This window comes from Mesorhizobium sp. M8A.F.Ca.ET.202.01.1.1 (assembly GCF_004791595.1).
GTDB lineage: Bacteria > Pseudomonadota > Alphaproteobacteria > Rhizobiales > Rhizobiaceae > Mesorhizobium.
The window spans coordinates 299,034-314,973 of the sequence record NZ_SRUN01000005.1 but is presented as its reverse complement, the minus strand read 5'-3'; the positions used below and the strand labels follow the sequence as shown (position 1 = coordinate 314,973).

Genomic DNA, 15,940 nt, shown 5'->3' with positions numbered 1-15,940 from the left:
TTCTTTCTCTCTGTGCCGCGAAATCAGAGGAGGAAACCAGCGGCTATAAATCCATTCGCTCGAAACACCATTCACCACAGCCGGTGCCGAAGAGGCCAATTCCAGGCACTGCATTGAAGCGCCGCTTCGTGCGAAACCCAAGTTTTTCGACTGACGTCTCCAACTCCTCGGCCGAGGTGGATTGATAGGGATAGCCGCCTAGCCAGTCGTCGACATCCGCCAGGAATTCCATGCCTCGGCGCGCGCGATAGTTCTTTACAAACGAGATCGTGTCCCGATGGCGCAGCGTTCTCGCCGACATGTAGGCCGAGACAAACAGCGCTTTGACCGGAGGCCGCAGCCAGCGATGAGAGGAGTAGAGCCTTTTTTCGACCGTCCACAGTCCGCAAAGTGGCGTTTTCAGGTAGATCGCAATGCCAAATCTTCCGCCGTGACCAACGAGGCCGGCTGCGTTGCTGATCGCCGCCCACATGTCGCCCGTGTGATGCAGGACGCCCCACGAGTAGACGACATCGAACGTCCCGGTCGGAAGCGACGCCCTGTCGAGGATATCGGCACGCTCCACGCTCCATTCGGCTTCCGGCGCGAAGCGAGAAAGCACGGCCTTGGTCGTTTCGACACAACCCGGATCATAGTCAACGGCGTGAACCTTCGCTGCCCCCAGCCGAAGAGCGGCCGCTGAATGCAGGCCCGATCCGCAGCCCATGTCGAGAAATGTCTTCCCCTCCAGATCGCCCACCAGGCGGCGAAGATCCTCGCAAGCCCGATCCAGATGCTCGTCCTCGAAGCGCGCGGCAAGCTCGGACCAGTTGCGGCCGAAATCATAACGCGCGTTCATAAGCTTCCCACCGTCGCCCTTTCCGAATGACCGAAGCCTTTAGCTGATGCCAGATAGAAGTCCCGAAACGAATGCGTTCAGCCGGTCGAGCCACGCCCGCCTCTTGTGGAGATGGAATCCTCTAAGACCGGCTGCGTCAGTGGTCAGAATCGGCCTGCTTAACCTCACGGTAGATCCCAGTGTTGAATTCAGGCCGAGCCTTACAGACTCCAATACTTTAAATTGTCAGGGATTTCATTCGGCTTGATGGCAGACTTGATGTCGAACAGCGTCCCGCCCTGCTTGATCATTTGAAAAAGACGCGCTCTCTCACTGGTGAGATAGACGTTGTGCGGTACCGCCAAGACAAGCGCCTGCAAATCGCTTATCTCATCGAGCGGCAGGATCGTTTCGCCGTGATCGCGTCGAGCGGATTCGGCGTCGGCAAGGGGATCGTGAAGCTTGGGCACGATGCCGAACTGTCTCAGTTCCTTGACCATGTCGAACACGCGGCTGTTGCGCAAATCCGGAACGTCCTCCTTGAAGGTCAGTCCGAGAATGCCGACGGAAGCTCCTTTGACTGATATGTCCGAGCGGATCAACTGTTTGACGACTTGCTGGGCAACGAAGGCTCCCATGCCGTCGTTGATGCGGCGTCCGGCGAGGATAATCTGCGGATGGTAGCCTTCGGCCTCCGCCTTGGCAGTCAGATAATACGGATCGACGCTGATGCAGTGACCGCCGACGAAGCCCGGCTTGAAGGGGAGGAAGTTCCATTTTGTCGATGCGGCATCAATGACATCCTGCGTGCGGATCTCAAGCCGTTCAAAGATCATTGCCAGTTCATTCATCAGCGCGATGTTGAGGTCGCGCTGTGTGTTCTCGATGACCTTCGCCGCTTCGGCCACCTTGATCGACGGCGCGCGGTAGACGCCGGCATCGATGATGCTCCCATAGACGCTGGCTACGCGCTCCAGCGTCTCTGCGTTCTCACCGGAGACGACTTTGATGATTCGCCGCAGCGAGTGTTCCCGATCGCCTGGGTTCGCCCTTTCAGGCGAATAGCCGAGCGCGAAGTCATGAGGATGCCGCAGGCCGGATATATGCTCGATGATCGGCCCGCAAAATTCCTCGGTCACGCCTGGATAGACCGTCGATTCGAAAACGACGACGGCGCCTTTGCTCACCGCTTCACCGACAAGCTCCGATGCCAGTTTCAAAGGCGAAAGATCGGGAGCACGGTTGATGTCGATAGGCGTTGGCACGGCAACGATGAAGAAAGTCGCGCCTTTCAACATCTCTCGGTCGGTCGTAAGCGCGATCGAGGATTCCTTGATCGCCGCCGTGTCGACCTCTCCGGTGCGATCGACGCCGCGACGCAATTCCTCAATCCGGCTTTCGCTTATATCGAAAGCAATGGTGCCCGGGAAAACCTTCCCAAACGCGACGGCTACCGGCAGGCCGACATATCCCAGACCGATAACGGCGATGCGTTCGGACATCGGCGGAGTTCCTAAGTCACTTATGTCCAGCGCTTGTATGGCAGGCTGCACGCCAATTCAACGATGTGTAGTTGCGAAGTGGGAACTCTCCACTCAAAATAGCGCCTGATCGATGCGCGTGTCGCCATCGTCTCGTGGCGCTCGATGTTGTGGATAAGATGCGGCAGGATTGGGTTTCGAGCCTCAAGACCCTACAAGAGCCGAATGGTCTGGACCAGTCAGCCAAGAACCTGAATGCATGGATCGCATCGTTGTTGTCGTGAGCGAACCAAGATCCCTTGCAACCACGCGGGGACATCTTCTGCTTGCGCTGCGCGCCGCCGGATACGAAGTGCATGCCCTGGCGCCAGTCGATGCCATGACCGTTCGTTGGCTGACCGAGAACGGCATCCGTTTTCATCCATTGCCTATGGAGCGTGCGGCTATTGCGCCATTCGGCGATACGCTTTTGGCTTTTCGTCTTTGCAGGAAGCTACGAGAGCTCAAACCCCAGGCCGTGCTAACCTGTGCGATCAAGCCGATCGTCTATGGCATACCCGCGGCGCTGATTGCGGGGGTACCGCGCCGGCACGCGCTTGTCACGGGCCTCGGCTATGCGTTCACGGACCGTCACAAATCTCTACGGTGGAGGATGGTCAATGCGGTGGCCCGGCTTCTTTATGCCGCGAGCCTGCGTGTTGCCACCACGGCCACCTTCCAGAACGACGATGACCGGAATGACTTCGGTCGTCTGGGACTGCTCGGACGTACACCAGCCAATGTAGCCAACGGTTCAGGGGTAGATCTCGATCGATTCAAGGTTGCGCCATTACCAGAGAAGCCGCGATTTCTTATGATCGCACGCCTGCTTCGCGACAAAGGCCTCGGCGAATATCTGGGTGCGGCAAGGCTGGTTAAGGCAATTCGACCTGAAGCCCGTTTCGACCTGGTCGGCGATACGGATCCAAATCCCGCGGGATTTCCGGTATCGGAAGTTGAGGCAGCGGTCGCGGACGGAACCATCCGCTATCACGGGCCTGTGGAAGACGTCCGCGGGGTGATCGCCGATTCGCGTATCTTCGTGCTTCCATCCTACCGCGAGGGTACGTCGCGATCTGTCCTGGAGGCGATGGCAATGGGGCGCCCGGTGATCACGACAGATGCGCCGGGTTGTCGCGCGCCGATCGTTCCCGGCGTGAGCGGCCTGCTGGTGCCGGTCGGCGCCGCGCCCCGCTTGGCGGAAGCCATGATCCGCTTGATCGACAACCCAGGTGAAGCCGAATGCATGGGCAAAAACAGTCGATCGATCGCGGAAGAGCGCTATGATATTCGGAAAGTTACCGCTCATATGATGGAAATCATCGAAGCCCGGCACCGAGCCACAGAATGACGTTCGCGGGAAATCCATCGTCGAACCGATACGAGTTCGGAGCCAATTGGGCGTCGTTCATCGACAAGCACTACTCGGCGGAACGCCGCCGCATGGCGGCGGAGAAGCTCTTGTCCTTCCTCGGCAAGCAGACCCTCGAAGGCTTCGACTTCCTCGATATCGGCAGCGGCAGCGGGCTGCACTCGCTTGCCGCCTTCGATGCAAAAGCGGATAGGATACAGTCCTTCGACTTTGACCCCCTCTCGGTAAGCACAACCGGCAAGTTACGGCAATTGGCGGGTGAGCCGACGAACTGGATCGTCGAACGCGGCGACGTGCTCGACGCCGACTATATGGAGAAGCTAGGCACCTGGAACCTCGTCTATTCCTGGGGCGTGCTCCACCACACCGGCGCGATGTGGCAGGCGATCGAAAATGCGGCGCGCACGGTTGCCCCCGGCGGTCTATTCTTCATCGCTCTCTATTCGTCGAATGTCGTGAAGCCCTCCGCGCAATTCTGGCTCGACGTGAAACGGCGATACAACGGCGCCAACCCTCGCCAAAGGCGGTGGATGGAGTACTGGTACATCTGGCGCTTCGGGCTCGGTCGCAATCCACTTCAACTGCCCTTGCTCGTGAAGCAGATCTATCAAAAGAAAAAAGGTCGCGGCATGAGCTACATGACCGACATCCGCGACTGGCTGGGCGGCTGGCCTATGGAGTTTGCCGACGACCAGGCGGTGATCGATTTCCTGAAGAAACGGTTCGATTTCGAGCTCGTCAGGATATCTACGGGTGAGGCATGCACGGAGTTCCTCTTCCGGAGCCCGAACAGTCGGCCGCCCAAACGGAGCAAGTCGTTTTAAGCGGTCTGTCCGCCGGCTCTCGTCCAGATATGTGGCCGGCCGTTTTCGAGGGTGACGATCTCGTCGCAATTTTCGACTGTTGTGAGCCGGTGCGCGATGATCAGCACCGTCAGGCCGGCGGGCAGCTCGCGGATCGCCTCCATGACCGCGGCCTCGGTCTCCGTGTCGAGCGCGCTCGTGGCTTCGTCGAAGACGAGCACGGAAGCCTGTCTGTACAACGCCCGGGCGATGCCGATGCGCTGGCGCTGACCACCCGATAGACGGACACCACGCTCGCCGACCCGCGTCTCATAGCCTTGCGGCAAACTTTCGATGAAATCCGCCAGTGCGGCCTGCTGCGCTGCATTGCGCACGCGGTCGCGGTCGATGTTGGCGGGATCGATGCCGAAGGCGATATTGTCGGCGATCGAGGCGTCCGCCAGGAAGATGCTTTGCGGCACATGGGCAATCTGTCTTTGCCAGGCACGCCGTGTGGTTCCGTCCAGCCGCTGCCCGTCGATCTCGATCACTCCGCCAGTCGGCTCGAGCAGACCCATTATCAGATCGACCGTCGTGCTCTTGCCGCTGCCCGTCTTGCCGATGAACCCGACCTTGCTTCCTTTCGAGATCGTGAGATTGAATCGCTCGAGTATCGGCGCTTGGTCAGAAGCGTAACGGAACGACACATCTTTGAGCATGATCGCTCGATCGAATGGGAGACGCTTAGGCGGCGGCTGGTTCCACTCTGGGCCGAGTGGTGCCTCGAGCGCCTGGAGCACGACTTCGGCGCCGGCAAGATTGCTCAGTATCAGGGCCCAATTGCCGTATACAAGCTGCATGGATGGGAGCAGACGCTGCGCTCCAAGGACAAATGTTCCAAGTATCGGCAGAACCTGGCCGGCATCGTTCGAGCGGGTGATGAGGAAGTAAGCAAGCGCCGCGATGATCACCATACCCGCAGCTTCGATCGCGAAACGCGGAGCGCCCGCGGCAAGCGCGTTCATTGCATTCGCGCGCTGCAGGCGTAAATCGAGTTCGGTGTACCGCAAGAGAAAATACGGTTGGGTGTCGTTGATGATAACATCGCGGATGCCACCCAGTCCCTCTTGGACAGATCGGATGCCTTCCGCCTGCGCGCTGGCGATAATTTGCGCATTCTTCTTGAGGTGCTTGCGGATGACGAGCGACACGGCGAGGTAGACCGCCCCAAGGCCCGCGAAGATAACGAAGGTGATGAAAGAACTCAGAGCAAAAAGGGCAGCGACGATGAAGACGCCGATGATTATGCCGCTGATCGATTGCAACAGGGGCAGCATTACACCCGCGGTAATGGCTTGAACCTGGCGAAGCGCGGCCAACACCGAACTGGAATTGCGCGAAACGTGGTAGCTGTAGGGTTGGCGGAGTACTTGGTCATAGACCTTCACGCCCACCTCATGTCCCAGCGAGAAGACATAAGAGTTCGTGGCCCAGGCAAGGAATATGCGCACGGCGCCGGCTATGATCGCCACCACCGAAAACAGAATCGTCAAATCGAGAAGGCTGTCTGAAGAGCTGGTCAGCCGAAAGCCGGCAAGCTGGCGAGCGAGGAACGACTGGCCGCCAACCGCCTCGGGATTGGCGATGCGCGCAAGAAACGGCAGCAAGGCACCAAGCGTAGCGGCTTCCGCAAGTGCTCCGAACATCATCAAGACAAGGAGGCCGAAAAACTGCCTTTGTCTAGGCTTCGATACCTGCCGCCACAAGCGTCGCAGTGTGTCGAGAGTGCTGCCCGAGTTTCGGTTTCCGCTCAATGCCAAATCGATGTCCGCATTCAGAGCGCTCAATGCACACGTTCGGCGCTCCACGACAAGTCACAACAGATGCCCGCTGGCAACTTTATCACAGAAGCGCGAAGGTGACCTGTCCACAACTGCGCGTATGGGCCAGAGACCGTGATTGCGGTGAGGTGATATGCTTCAATCATGGGTGACGCTATAAAGATTCGGGATCGAAGGCAGCGGCTGGCCTTAATTGCGGCATTGCTTCGTGCACTCGGCGTGTTCTCGGCAGGGGTGGGGACGGCATTTCTGTTCTTTGTGTCGGCATACCCGCTCGGATTGGTCAGCGCCTACCCGGCACCACCTGCTTCGGCAATTGAGGGGCCACTGGGGTTTGCACAGAGAGTTGCGGACGTTGATGATCTCTATCGCCGCACGGGTGAGCCGATGCAGCCATATCTTGAGCGTCTGACAACGGCGGTCGCGCGTGGAATGGTACACTATTGGACAGAAGGTGACCGCTGGTCGGAGGCCGATGCGTCCTACACCCGGATCGGGGTTTTCGACAATTACTTGCTCTGGATGCTCAGCTTTCTTTCGGAATATCGGGAAAACCTGGGGAACTATGAATTTGTAAGTCCCCGAAAGGCACTGGATCGGGGCTATGGGTTCTGTTCCCAGGTTTCGAAGATCGTCTACTCTGTCCTTGCCGATCAGGGCATCGAAGCGACGATCTACAGTGCCCCCGAGCACACTGTAGTTGAGTCAAATGGCAACATTCTCGATTCCGACTATGGTGTCTTCGTTCCTCACTCGCTTGAGGATGTACAACAAGACCCGTCGATCATCGACACGTACTACGCGCAATTCGGGCCGATGCTGCCTTTGCTAAGAAGGGCGTATGGTCAGGACTGGCAACCGCTCGGAACTGCCGAAGACTTCAACGGCGTGCGTGCGTACGAGGCAAAGTTCGAACGCCTGAAATGGGCTCCGCCGCTTGCGTTCCTTGCCATTGGTATTTTACTCGTCACCATCGGCATTCTGCTCCAGTATCTTCTTTTAGGACGCGGCCGGCTTGTGCTGCAGCGGGTTCGCGGAATTGCTCGGTCCTCTTGATTTCGTTTGCTCGTGACCATTTCTATAAGCCATCGCCTCGCAGAGGCTTCCGCTTGCAAGCGGCTGCGCCTAGCGGCAACCGGCGACCAATGAGGAAAGGCGGCGGAGCGGATGACGCTGCGAGAGAAATTTCCGATGACTGATGCTGAAGGCCAACAGTCGGCTGCCGGGCCTTCTGCCGCACTGGCTAGAAAGCCTCGTCGCAAAGTACTCTTTGTCATCGGAACGCTTGACCTGGGCGGCACCGAGAGCCAGCTCGTGCTGCTTGCCAAGGAATTGAAGCAGCGCGGCTGGAAGGTAGAAGTCTTTGCGCTTTCACAAGGAGGTGTTCTCTCGGAGACGCTGAATCGCGCCGGGATCCGGGTATTGTACGGACTTCATCGGCCGAATCCCCTACCTGCGTCGCCGACAGTGGCCAAAGTGGGTGCCAAGTCGGGCGCGGCGCCGACGAGGCGCCCGAGTGTGAAGGCGATGCTGGTTCTCGGCGCAGCCGTCACTTCGCTTGTCCTGCGCATCGTCTTGACCCGGCCGCGCGTGGTCCACGCCTTCCTGCCGCTGACCAATTTCCTGGGCGCCTTGGCGGGGCGGGTTGCGCTGGCGCCATTTGTCATCACGTCGCGACGCGGTCTCGGCAACCATCAGGAACGGTGGCCCAGGCTCAAGCGAATGGACCGGATCGCCAATCGGCTTTCCCATGTGGTGGTCGCGAATTCGCATGCGGTCGCGGCCGATATGGCGGCTCGCGACGCCTATGATATCGACAGAATAAGGGTGATCCCGAACGGTCTCGATCTCAGCCGCTTCGATGACATCGTCCATCGCCGGGACGAAACCCGGCGGCGGCTCGGCCTCAGCCAGGACGAAGTCGGCATCATCATAGTCGCGAATTTAATCCCATACAAAGGGCACAGGGATCTCATTCAAGCATTCGCTCTTGCGAGCGAAAGCCGGCCGAATCTGAAGCTGTTCATGGCGGGACAGGACCGAGGCATCGGGCCGGGCCTGGCGGAAGAGGCACGGCGGCTCGGCGTCGGATCGAAAGTCCATGCATTGGGATCACAGAGCGAGGTGCCGGAATTGCTCGCCGGCATGGATGTTGGCGTGATCGCCTCCCATGAGGAAGGTTTTTGCAATGCCCTGATGGAAAAGCTCGCGGCGGGTCTTCCTGTTGTCGCCACCAATGTCGGCGGAAATCCGGAGGCTATCTCCGGTATGCCGGGTTGTGTATTGGTGAAACCTCGTGACCCTGCCGATCTGGCTCGCGGGCTTCTAGCCGTTCTCGACCGATTGCCGGAGCCGACAGCCGACCGGGAATTTAGGCAACGGATGATGCGCGAGCGGTATTCGACAGGAGCTATGGTCGACGCATATGAACGCCTCTATCTCGTGGGCTGACGAATGAGCGGGATTGCCCACTCGGAACGCTCGGCGAGCTCAACGCATCCGCTGCGGGCGGTCCTGACGAACATTTCGGCCGGACTCTGTGCGTTCCTCATCGTCATCTGCCAGTCCTGGTTCTTGCCATACTTTATGCCGTTCTTCACCGGACGGGACGAGTTCGCCAGGCTGGTGTTCCATGCGCTCTATGGCGGAGTGCTGATTGTTTCGGTGGCCGTTCTTGTGACGCGTCGAGACGTGCGTAGCGCGATCCTTCTGCTTGCTATCACCGCCGCCATGGCAGTCGTCCCGGTTGCGCTTCATCCGATCGGGATCGTCGCCAAGTGTTACCTGATCACACTTTTCCTCGGCGGCGCGGCGATTGTGCTCATGCTTGCCTCAGCTCCCGCAATCGTGTTGCGCCTCTCGGCGTCAGTCACAGCGCTCAATGCGGTGGTTTGCTTGCTCGACCTCCTCTTTGCCAGCGGCTTCACCAACACGCCTGGCCGGGCCGCCGGTTTGGCGGTCAATCCCAATGTCGCAGCGGCCGGACTTCTGCTTGGGGCTGCGGCGAGCTACCGCGCCGTCGCACAAAAGTGGCGTGCAAGCTTCCTCGTGCTCGTAGCCATAACGCTCCTCGCGACGCTTTCTCGCTCGACCCTTCTTGCCGCCCTTGCAACGGTGGCGGTTCCGATTGTCGTCCGCATTTGGCAACAATTTCGCAGCGGCCGTCGTTTTCAGATCGATCTTGGGGGCTTGGGCCGTGCGGTCGTCGTCGCTTTTGCACTGCTGGGGGCGATCGGCATCGCGTTGACCACAAATGCTTCCTTCCGTATTGCCACGGACGAATCCTATGCCGGAATTTTGTCTGTAAGCACGGCGCTCAACGAAGCATCGAAGGCTGTCGATCGATCTCCGCCAGCCGCTACGGTGTCAATTGCGCCACCGCCTGAAGGGGCGTCGGCAAATCAACCGGCTCCGCCTCGGGCAAGTTCTGCTGACACTACCACGCCCCTCGCCGTCGAACCCCCGAGCGGTTCGGCCGCCGCTAAGGGCGGTGCATCCGCGGACGCCGTAAATTCGTCTCCTCTGCCATCCGGCCCCGCGCCCGCGGCTAACCAATCCACGAACGTCGCCAAGATGCAGGCGCTCGGCGAACGCCTGACCGATGAAGGCAAGAGGAACTCGATTTCGGCAAGGGCTCTCTTTCTCGAGCGCGGCCTGCTCGCCTATCGAGAAGGCGGTTTTTTCGGTCGCGGACTTGAACAGGCGCAAGCCCTTGCGCCGCACAACACCTTCGTCCTGTTTGCAATCGCTTTCGGTCACCTCGGCTGGCTGATTCCGATTGGCTTGGTCTGCTTCGCCTTTTGCTTTGCCCGGAACGCCGGTGATCTTGCCCTTGGTGTCGCGGTTCTAGGGGTGATGCTGACCTCGCATGACCTCTTGCTGACACCAAGTCTCTTTCTTCCAATCGCGCTCGGAATTGGCGGCATGCTCGCCGCACGAAAAGTGGCTGCCTCAAAGTCGTCGCCGACAGAGAAAGGCGAGCCTTGGAGCTTTGCTTGCGGAACAGTGGCAGGCGTCGTCGCCTTCGGGGCCGGCTGCATCGCGATACTGCTCGTCACACCACCGCTTATTACCGGGCGGCTGCAGAACGAAACCATGTTTGCCGCCCGAGGCGGATACGAAACGCTGCTTCCGCGGCCACCATTTCCCGGCCTTTTCCAGTTAGGCAACCTGTCTGACATTCCGCCTTTGCAAGCATCCAATCTGCGCGAAAACGGAACATCGCTACATCGCGTCGGCTGGTCTTCTCACGCATGGCCTGCCGTCAGGCAGGGCGAGTATACTTTTCGCCGGCCGGATGCTGTGCTGTTCGCGCCCACGGATTCGAGCGACCCTCGCAGCAATGACCGAACCTACGAGGTCGCCGTTCCGCTGTCGGTCAGTGCACTATGCTTCATTCTTCTGGGCACGATCATTGCATGGTCGATTGCAACTGTGGCTGCCGTGACGCCACTAACAAGTCGGTCTAAAGCCTCCGGATGATTTTCGGAACAATAAGCCTCGCGCCGAAGATCGACAGGTGATGATCTTCGACGTAGAGGCTATGTCCGGCGCTGTCGTCGCATGGCACAGAGCTGCGGGCTCAATTGCTCATGCTGGTTGTCGAAGGCTGCATGGCGTTCGCTGTCGATACACGAGTTCGCCCGTCGGCTGCGGCTAGGGCCTGGTGGAGACCGATCGTTCGCGCAAGGCCGACGTCGGTCTCCGGTGTCAAGTTTCGGCGCAGGTGAGCTTTGTCGCGGTAAATGAACTCGCCATTGATGTAGGTGGCGCAATGCCTGTCCGGACACATGCCTTTGAGTGGATCGACGAAGAACACCCCATTTTCATCCGCAAGCGACTCTAACGCGGTCACCACCGGCGACCAACGCCGTAGGATTTGCTCGCTATCCATGTCTGTCGGACAACGTCTCAGCATGCCGCTTTCGCGCATTGCCGCGCAGGACGTCAGATCCACGCCTGGCACAGGCACCTGTCCAATGATTCCGATGCGTCGTTGCCGAGCGGTGATTTCTTTTACGAGGCTGAGCAAGCCATCGCGCAACAGCAGGACCCTGTCCGCCTGCCGGCCGTCATCGGCGACGACATTGGTGTCAGCAAGGTTTGTCCAGGCGGAAGACAGGACCACGAGGTCGATATCTTTTCGCTGTCTCAGCATATGGACGACCGCCTTTCGGGAAGACGCGCAGCTTTCCTGGTAGTCGGGGTGCTCTGGAAAATCGCGATGGACACCTTCTCCGAATGCGGCCGGGCACGCGCGATAAAGAAAGAAGGCGGTATTCTCGTGCTGGCCGGCAGCATCGAACAGCGGGGCGAGGTGTTCGGCGTGGCTATCGCCCCACAGGACGGCGTGATGTCTCGCTTTGCCCCAGGGGGCCCCAAACGCGCAAAACGTGCTGCCCAGCTCAGGAATGACGACCGTCTGTGGACACGGCCAGTCCCACATCACCTCGAGGCTGCGCATTGCCTCGGCTTCTTTCGGAATCCTGCTGGTGAAACCGCCGGCTTCGAAGATCGCATTGCCGCTCAGGCAAACTGTCACCGCGGCGGCAACACCGGCGGCAAATGCCCTGGATGGAGGCGCCCGCGGACGGCGAACGGGTTCCTCGACGAACCGCCAAGAGAAATACGCCGCCAGCCCTGCCACGGCGACAAGGACAGACGCTTCGGCCGCCGTCGGCATTTCGGTGCCTGCATAGTGACGGAAGAAAACCAGGATCGGCCAATGCCAGAGATAAAGGCTATAAGAAATCTTGCCCGTCGATCGCAAAGGTGCGCTCGCAAGCAGCGCCGAGATCATTGACTGCGAACGCGGCCAGATGAGCAGGCCAGCGCCGATCACCGGGAAGAGAGCGCTCAGCCCCGGAAACGGTTGGTTCGGCGACAGCCAGATGGTGCTGGCGGCGACCAGGCAAAGGCCGACCAGTCCGAAAGCTTCGGAAGTGCCTCGGTGGCGAACGGGCGCCGCAAAGACCAGCAGGCCGCCGAGAGCCAGTTCCCAGGCTCGGCCGAAGGGAAGATAGAACGCCTGTTTTGGATCGATCGCCACCAGATGGAGGGCAATCGAGAAACTAATCAGTGCGACGGCACCGATGAGCGCGATGACCGGCAGATGGCGGCCCCGCGCCAACCGGTTCGCGGCCAGAAGCAAAACCGGCCATGCCAGGTAGAATTGCTCTTCGACGCCCAGCGACCAGAGATGGAGCAGCGGCAGAAGCGCCGACTCGCGATCGAAATAGCCCGTGTTCCAGAGAAAGTAGTAGTTCCCCAGCCCGAACGTCGAATAGGTGGCACTGCGCCCCAAGTCGGCATAGTCCCCGGGGAGCAACAGAAACCATCCCGCAATGAGCGAGAAGCAGATCGTTACCAGCATCGCCGGCAGAATGCGGCGCATGCGCCTGGCGTAGAACTCGATCAGGGACAGTTCGCCGCCTTCAGCCACCAAAAGGCGGGTGATCAAATAGCCAGAAATGACAAAGAAGATATCGACGCCGACGAAGCCGCCTCGAAAGCCGGGCACGTCAAAATGGAAAAGAATGACGGCGACCACTGCGATTGCGCGCAATCCGTCGATATCTGGCCGATAGTCGGACTTCACGGCTCCCTCCGGGTTATTTCCCGGCCTCACAGCCCAATTGCGTATCATGAGTCGATGGCCGGACATATGCAACGGCGGCACCCGCGATTCGACTTACAAGTCGCATTTCGAGAAACGTGGGGATACCCTCACAATTTGTTTCGCGCTGGAGCGACGAAAACCTAAACATTGGTGCGCGTGTGCCAGAATCAGTCCTGCTCCTGGACCGGGGCATCGGACCAGTGGCGGCTTTTCGGAGGGAGTATTCATTCGTTAATGATATCGGGGCGATGAAAACTTGCTCGCTTGATAGAAAAACGGGTTGTTCGTCCCGTCCCTGACTGTATAGAAGATTGTCCCGTGCGTTGCGAGGCCACGGGTCGTTCTGGAGGCCGTCAACGTTGGACAACCATAGCGCGGACATGGTTGAATTCGGCCAGCACGCACATGTGTTGGTTACTGGTGGCGCAGGCTTCGTAGGGTCGGCACTGGTCGATATGTTGCTTGCGCGCAATTGCACCGTGACCGTTGTCGATGATCTTTCGAACGGCCTGCTTCGCAATCTGCCGACTGGTGACCCTCGCCTGACGATCCGTACCTTCAGGGTCGGCGATCCGGCATATAATGGGGCGGTCCAGGATGAGGTTGGCCTTGCCGATGCCGTCTTCCATCTGGCGAGTCCGATCGGCGTTGAGCGTGCTCACAAGGAACGCTTCGCCGTCACCAGCGGCATTCTCGAATCAGGCTGTTCAATCGTCGAAGCATGCCGGCTGCACAGGCGCCCGCTTCTTTATACGTCGAGTTCAGAAGTTTACGGCTCCGGTCGGGACCGGCCAATCACAGAGTCCGATCCAGTTATGACGGATCTCCGACCGCGATGGGGTTATGCCGCTGCCAAGGCAGCCGTTGAGCATCTGGTTGCTGGACTGTTTTTCGATTTGGGCATCCCTAGCTGGATCGTTCGACCATTCAACATGGCCGGACCGCGCCAGCGCTCGGCGACCGGCCTCGTATTGCCAGTGTTTGTCAACGCGGCGTTGCGGGGCGAACCGCTTGTGGTTCACGACGATGGCGAGCAGAGGCGCGCGTTTCTCCACGTAGCCGATGCCGCCGAGGGGTTGCTTCTGGTGATGCAGTGCCGGTCGTTGCGAGGCCGGCCAGTCAACCTGGGCGGCAGCGAGGCGGTTCAGATTGGAAATCTCGCCAAGATGGTCGTAGACGCCACCAGGACGAGTGCGCCCATCGTTATGAAACCTTCCAGTGCGGTCTTTGGTGAGCGGTTTGCCGTGACGCATGACCGCGTGCCTGACACAAGTCTGTTGACCTCCATGACCGGATGGCGACCACTGCGAAGCACCAAACAGACAGTGGTCGACTGCATCGAGCACATGCGTGCCGAACGAGCGATGGCTTGACACCTGGTCCATTGGTCCCGTTCATCGGGGCTCTGCTCATATCGGCCGTTTGTGTGTGGCTGTTTGCGCGTCTGGCGATACGCATCGGAGCGGTCTCAAAGGTCAAGAGCGACCGATGGCATACATCGGGCGAGGTGCCCCGGCTGGCAGGGCCGGCCATGCTGATCGCGATGTCTCCGTGGCTTCCGGTTGAGTATATTCTTCTGCTGGCTGTTTTCTGCCTGATCGGCGCGCTGGATGACGTCCGATCCCTTTCCGCCGGTGTCAAGGCAGCGGCATTGGCCGCTGCCGCGATTTTAGCTGGCATCATTACAGGTCTGTGGTGGGTCCCGATCGTCATTTGGATAGCTTGCAACGCGGTCAACATGCTCGACCATGCGGATGGTCTTGCCGCGAGTGCAATCACGGCCGCCTTCCTGGGGCTCGGCGGCGATATCGGGATGGCCGGCGCGGGTGCGTGTGTCGGGTTCCTTTGCTTCAACTATCCGCCCGCCCGCGTTTTCATGGGCGACAGCGGCAGCCTTCTCCTCGGGGCGGCAATCGTGCTTCTTGCCTCGAAAAGAGGTTTTGACGCCTCGTTGGCGTGGATTGCCGTCCCGCTGATTGATGCAATATTCGTAACGACTCGCCGCTTGCTACAGGGGCGCAGGCCCTGGATGGGCGGCACGGATCACCTTGGTCATAGCTTGCTTCGGATTGGTGTGAACCGTCAGGTTTTGCCGGCTATCTACGCAGTGACGGCACTGGCGATAGGGCTGACATTTTCTGCTTTGGCTAATCCTTAGGCCGCTCTTCGCGATACCGATGGATCAGACTCGGCGGCTCCGCTCATTGTCCGCTACGAACGCCTGCCGGACCCACATCAGCGGCTCGCTGGCTGCCGAGCTCACGCAGATTTGCAGAATCGGCTTGAGGGCGGAGACGCGAGGCCGTCGTGGCACGGGTGGGCCCCGACACTGATCGCTACGGGCAGACGCTGTTGATTGGCAAGCAAAACGCGCCGTTAAGCTTCATGCAATCTATGCAGCATAGACTGCCCGCCAGATTGCGAGGCACCATGAAGCGCAAACCATTATTGCTTTTCGCCTTCCCGGCCTTTGTCCTGCTGATCCTGGCGGCGGAGCGAATGGCCACGATCCTGCTCGGGACCTATCCCGCAAGCCCCGGTATGTGGAAGGTCTGGCTCACCTTGCACCCATCGTCCGGAATGGTCTGGCAGCAGGTCGATGTCTATCTGGGAGGGTCGATGGTCCTGGATTTCGCCCTGCTGGGTGCGGCGCTGGGGATCTGCTGGATGGCAAGTCAGGCCAGAAGGTCGGCCGCTTTCTTTCTTGCCAACCATGGCACCTTGATCCTCGCGGCGTTGATGATTTTGATCGGCGGCCACTCGCAGACCGCCAGCACCATTGCCGGGTTCTCGGCGCCGAGCGGCTTTCAGTTCTCACTGACGATGGACTTCACCTGGCTGAACTGCCTGCTGGCGGTCATCGGGGTTACGGCGTGCGCCTATTGCCATTTTGCCTATATGCGTGAACTCGGCATGCGCGTTGAACCGATGCGTGTCCGGCTCATGGCACTGCAGAGAGATTTCTAGCGCAGCGTGGCCGAGGCCAAAG

Annotated in this window: 12 protein-coding genes; 8 read left to right on the top strand and 4 right to left on the bottom strand. The window is 59.6% G+C overall.

Annotated elements, in window-relative coordinates; all coding sequences use genetic code 11:
* Positions 1-43: 43 nt before the first annotated feature.
* Positions 44-838, bottom strand: a complete 795-nt coding sequence (locus EN845_RS14510) for a class I SAM-dependent methyltransferase (protein ID WP_127275382.1) — start codon at positions 836-838, stop codon at positions 44-46.
* 200 nt (positions 839-1,038) lie between these two features.
* A complete protein-coding gene (locus tag EN845_RS14505; RefSeq protein WP_127275383.1) occupies positions 1,039-2,319 on the bottom strand; it encodes a nucleotide sugar dehydrogenase in 1,281 nt (426 codons plus the stop codon).
* A 238-nt stretch (positions 2,320-2,557) separates the two neighbouring features.
* Between EN845_RS14505 and EN845_RS14500 the strand changes: the two genes are divergently transcribed.
* Positions 2,558-3,688 (top strand): glycosyltransferase family 4 protein, encoded by a 1,131-nt coding sequence (locus EN845_RS14500; RefSeq protein WP_127870447.1) that lies wholly within the window; start codon positions 2,558-2,560, stop codon positions 3,686-3,688.
* Positions 3,685-4,533, top strand: coding sequence for a class I SAM-dependent methyltransferase (locus tag EN845_RS14495; RefSeq protein ID WP_127870448.1), 849 nt, complete (start codon positions 3,685-3,687; stop codon positions 4,531-4,533). Before EN845_RS14500 ends, EN845_RS14495 begins: the two co-directional genes overlap by 4 nt.
* Here EN845_RS14495 and EN845_RS14490 read toward each other — a convergent pair.
* Positions 4,530-6,338: an ABC transporter ATP-binding protein gene (locus tag EN845_RS14490; protein ID WP_245511742.1), complete on the bottom strand. Its 1,809-nt coding sequence runs from the start codon at positions 6,336-6,338 to the stop codon at positions 4,530-4,532. The two genes, EN845_RS14495 and EN845_RS14490, sit on opposite strands and share 4 nt — an antisense overlap.
* 138 nt (positions 6,339-6,476) lie before the next feature.
* On the opposite strand from EN845_RS14490, the gene EN845_RS14485 reads away from it, so the two are divergent.
* From EN845_RS14485 to EN845_RS14475, 3 genes are all read left to right on the top strand, one after another.
* On the top strand, positions 6,477-7,388 hold the full coding sequence (locus EN845_RS14485) for a hypothetical protein (protein ID WP_127870449.1): 912 nt from the start codon (positions 6,477-6,479) through the stop codon (positions 7,386-7,388).
* A gap of 135 nt (positions 7,389-7,523) precedes the next feature.
* Positions 7,524-8,783: a glycosyltransferase gene (locus EN845_RS14480; RefSeq protein WP_167531362.1), complete on the top strand. Its 1,260-nt coding sequence runs from the start codon at positions 7,524-7,526 to the stop codon at positions 8,781-8,783.
* Positions 8,784-8,786: 3 nt separating this feature from the next.
* On the top strand, positions 8,787-10,814 hold the full coding sequence (locus EN845_RS14475; RefSeq protein ID WP_127870451.1) for an O-antigen ligase family protein: 2,028 nt from the start codon (positions 8,787-8,789) through the stop codon (positions 10,812-10,814).
* A gap of 100 nt (positions 10,815-10,914) precedes the next feature.
* Here EN845_RS14475 and EN845_RS14470 read toward each other — a convergent pair whose 3' ends face one another.
* Positions 10,915-12,930, bottom strand: coding sequence for an acyltransferase family protein (locus tag EN845_RS14470; protein ID WP_167531361.1), 2,016 nt, complete (start codon positions 12,928-12,930; stop codon positions 10,915-10,917).
* Positions 12,931-13,310: 380 nt separating this feature from the next.
* Between EN845_RS14470 and EN845_RS14465 the strand changes: the two genes are divergently transcribed.
* From EN845_RS14465 to EN845_RS14455, 3 genes are all read left to right on the top strand, one after another.
* Entirely contained in the window at positions 13,311-14,324 is a 1,014-nt protein-coding gene (locus EN845_RS14465; RefSeq protein ID WP_127870453.1) for an NAD-dependent epimerase/dehydratase family protein, read from the top strand.
* Between the two features lie 158 nt (positions 14,325-14,482).
* The gene (locus EN845_RS14460; RefSeq protein ID WP_245464228.1) at positions 14,483-15,109 is read left to right on the top strand and encodes an MraY family glycosyltransferase; all 627 of its coding nucleotides are present in this window, start codon (positions 14,483-14,485) and stop codon (positions 15,107-15,109) included.
* 272 nt (positions 15,110-15,381) lie between these two features.
* Positions 15,382-15,918, top strand: coding sequence for a hypothetical protein (locus EN845_RS14455; protein WP_127870454.1), 537 nt, complete (start codon positions 15,382-15,384; stop codon positions 15,916-15,918).
* Positions 15,919-15,940 lie beyond the last annotated feature (22 nt).

Coding starts and splice junctions, on each gene's coding strand:
- EN845_RS14480 (WP_167531362.1), top strand. CDS start 7,524: ATGACTGATGCTGAAGGCCAACAGTCGGCTGCCGGGCCTTCTGCCGCA.
- EN845_RS14500 (WP_127870447.1), top strand. CDS start 2,558: ATGGATCGCATCGTTGTTGTCGTGAGCGAACCAAGATCCCTTGCAACC.
- EN845_RS14495 (WP_127870448.1), top strand. CDS start 3,685: ATGACGTTCGCGGGAAATCCATCGTCGAACCGATACGAGTTCGGAGCC.
- EN845_RS14455 (WP_127870454.1), top strand. CDS start 15,382: ATGAAGCGCAAACCATTATTGCTTTTCGCCTTCCCGGCCTTTGTCCTG.
- EN845_RS14510 (WP_127275382.1), bottom strand. CDS start 838: ATGAACGCGCGTTATGATTTCGGCCGCAACTGGTCCGAGCTTGCCGCG.
- EN845_RS14485 (WP_127870449.1), top strand. CDS start 6,477: ATGGGTGACGCTATAAAGATTCGGGATCGAAGGCAGCGGCTGGCCTTA.
- EN845_RS14460 (WP_245464228.1), top strand. CDS start 14,483: ATGCTGATCGCGATGTCTCCGTGGCTTCCGGTTGAGTATATTCTTCTG.
- EN845_RS14505 (WP_127275383.1), bottom strand. CDS start 2,319: ATGTCCGAACGCATCGCCGTTATCGGTCTGGGATATGTCGGCCTGCCG.
- EN845_RS14475 (WP_127870451.1), top strand. CDS start 8,787: ATGAGCGGGATTGCCCACTCGGAACGCTCGGCGAGCTCAACGCATCCG.